Below are 2701 nucleotides of genomic sequence, written 5' to 3' on the forward strand. Positions count from 1 at the left end.
TAAAATGCAGCAAAAGTTATGAAAAAACGTGAAGGTATCATCCACCAATTTTCAAGTTTTCTCAGCTTCAAAAATGACCACAAAAATTTTAATTTTGTTTGGCAAGTTGATGTAGACCTAAAACGGAATATAATTTCTTTGACGCAGTTAGAGCCAGATGCTAAAGAAGAATATTGGGCACGTTATTTTCTAAAAATCCTTAGAGAGGTATCACCGCAAGAGTTATTTCAAATTTCTTCTCAAACGGAGAGTAAACAAAAGTTTCGTGTTTCTACATCATCGGCAAAAAAAATATCAAAGCCTTCTTGCAGAGCAGAGAAACATTTGTCTGCATACTTACAGGAAGCTTGTCTTTGGGCAGCTATAAAAAGCTATCAAAGATTTAAATTTATCCAGCATAAATATCCATTAGAAGAATACTTTCAAATAGCTAACTCAGCTATCTTCCCTCCAGCCAAACTTCTCAAAAGTTTTGATTTTGAGCGTTCTCAAAGCAATATAGAAGGTTATGCTAAAACAGCTATTATCCGTTTTATTAGTAATACCATCTATCAGAAAGATTTAGAAGCTAAAAGAGAAAAGTTTTCTAACTACGGTCTTTTAAAAGATTTGACTACAAAAGAAATGCAGGAAGCTTTAACGAGCAAAGGAATAAATCAAGACCGTGTTAACTCATACTGTTTAGTTTGGCAATGCTTAGATGAAATTTATCAACCGAACCAAAGGCAAGGAAGTCGTAGTTTAGAAACACCTAGCGTCGAATGTTTTCAAGCAATTGCATCATTATATAATGAACGGTGTAATCAATTAGGATTTATAGAGGCACAAGTTTCAAAGGATAGAATTCAAGAAATATTAGAAATTTGTATCCAGGCTGCTCGTGATTACCGAACAAAATCTTTTCTGCCTATAGAAAACTACGAAAACTTAACTGATAGTCGGTATACTGCCTTAGATAATCTTGTTCAAGAAGAAGAATTACAGCAAGTAAGATTACTTGTTTCAAACTTATTTTCAACTATCTCAGAGACTAGCCAAATAATGTTAATACTGTGGCTGGGATTAAATTTAACTCAAAGTGAGATGGCAGTAGTTTTAAAAAATAAATATCCGGAACTGCAGAAACAATATCAAATAGCTAGACAGTTAGCAAGATATAACAAAATACTCTTAAAAGACTTTATTAAAGAATCTCAGAAAGTTTATCCTGAAATTTATCTGAATGACGAAAAAGATATCGAAATTATCAAAGAATCATTGGATGAATGCCTACAGTTACACTGTCAAAAAATCTGTAAATCTGCTTTAGATAAAATTGCTCAAGAATGGCAAATTGAAGATAAAACAAGTGTTTTAAAATTGGGCTTGACAGACCCAGAAAAAATAGATAAGAAGTTGGTAAATTCAACTTTGAAGGAATTTGTTAGTAAAAATGAAATAAATGGAAATTTGAGAGAAACTTTTATGCACCAACTAGAAATAGATATGGCTTTACCTAAAAATTCTTTAGTAGTAGTCAGCAATAAACTAGCTAATTTTGTAGATGAATGGCTAAAAGATAATTTTTTTATTAGGACTAGGAATTAATATTATGACAATTGGCTTAAATGATTTGACTTTAATCTATCCAGAACATTTATGTTTAGATATATCAAACAAAGAGCAAGAAACTGCATGGCAAGAAACAATGCAAGAGTCTTACTCAAACAAAGCTGCTCGTTGGAATGCCTACCTAAATCATTTGTCTTTAAATGCTTTTTTCAATTGGCTGCAAGAAGACCCAGATTTGCAAATAATGCCTAGATTATGCTTTCCAAAAGCTGAATTACCGAGTATTTGGGAATTAGTAAATGGCTCGGTGTTAACTCTGGGTGAAACTCGATTAGCGTTAATTCCTAGTGATAAAAGTTCCTTTCCAGAGTTTCGGATTCCCCAAGAATGGATTGATATTCCTAGTTGGTCAGCCCATTACTATCTAGCAGTGCAGTTAAATTTAGAAGAAGGTTGGCTGCGGATATCAGGTTATACTAACTATCAACAAATTCGGAAGCAAGCTATTTACGATCCAATGGATCGAACTTATTGTTTAGATGCAGAGTATTTGATTGCAGACTTAAATGTGATGTGGGTAGCACAAGAACTTTGTCCTCCCAAGATTCCAGAGATGAAATCTTTAGTAACTTTGTCAAAAGCACAAGCAGAGCAATTACTAGAACAATTGAGTAAATGGAGTTTTTCTTCGCCGAGATTTAATGTCCCCTTTGATGTGTGGGGGGCATTTTTGGCGGTGGATGAATTTCGGCAGCATCTTTATCAGAGAAGATTGAAAAAGCAAAACAATAGTCAAGTTGAAGCTAGCTATGTGGTTAGTAACTTGAGTTCATGGTTTCAAAATATCTTTAGTGTGGGTTGGCAAAATTTGGATACTTTGTTATCACCACAACAAAAAACTTTAGCTGTGCAATTCAGAAGCGATTTGGGGTTGAATGAGGGATATGTTAAACGAGCTAAGTTAATTGATTTAGGGATGGAAGTTGCGGGTAGTGCAGTTGTGTTGTTAATTGGACTTAAAACAGAGGTTGATGGCAAAATCGGTCTGCGTGTACAGTTACATCCAGCAAATGGAGAACCTTACTTAATACCTAATCTCAGACTAATTTTGCTTTCACAAACAGGGACAATTCTCCAGGAAGTCACTTCC

Annotated in this window: 2 protein-coding genes; both read left to right on the forward strand. The window is 34.1% G+C overall.

The features are described from left to right. Nucleotides 1–18 precede the first annotated feature (18 nt). A complete protein-coding gene (locus RMX98_RS36140) occupies nt 19–1587 on the forward strand; it encodes a sigma-70 family RNA polymerase sigma factor (protein ID WP_409881957.1) in 1569 nt (522 codons plus the stop codon). A gap of 4 nt (nt 1588–1591) precedes the next feature. Further along, on the forward strand, nt 1592–2701 hold a 1110-nt coding region (locus RMX98_RS36145; RefSeq protein WP_409881956.1), incomplete at its 3' end, for a DUF1822 family protein.

Source organism: Nostoc sp. DedQUE02 (genome assembly GCF_034531035.1).
Lineage (GTDB): Bacteria > Cyanobacteriota > Cyanobacteriia > Cyanobacteriales > Nostocaceae > Nostoc.